The 238-nt window shown below is 65.5% G+C and carries 1 pseudogene; it reads right to left on the bottom strand.

Annotated elements, in window-relative coordinates:
- Positions 1 to 238 (bottom strand): annotated as a pseudogene (locus EOB49_RS35850) (LPS biosynthesis choline kinase); the annotation flags it as partial.

The raw sequence follows: 238 nt of genomic DNA, 5'->3' as shown, positions 1-238 counted from the left end.
GCGCCTGAATCGTGCAGCTTGCGAAAGGCTTCGCCGGCGCGTGCCGGACTGCCCGCACGTGTCCGGAATTTCTCCGGCGACATCGTTTCGGCGCCGGCGATGTAGCGTGTCACCATCATCCCGGTGCCGGGGTCGACATGCAGCACCTCGGGACTGACCCTTGCCTTTGCCGCTTCGCGTGCAGCCACCGCTTCGTTGGCCCGGTTGATGTATTCCTCGGTGCCCTTGCCGGGAATGC

The organism is Mesorhizobium sp. M7A.F.Ca.MR.148.00.0.0 (assembly GCF_003997735.1).
Lineage (GTDB): Bacteria > Pseudomonadota > Alphaproteobacteria > Rhizobiales > Rhizobiaceae > Mesorhizobium.
Note: the sequence above shows the minus strand (reverse complement) of the source record. Positions and strands in the feature narration are given on the sequence as shown.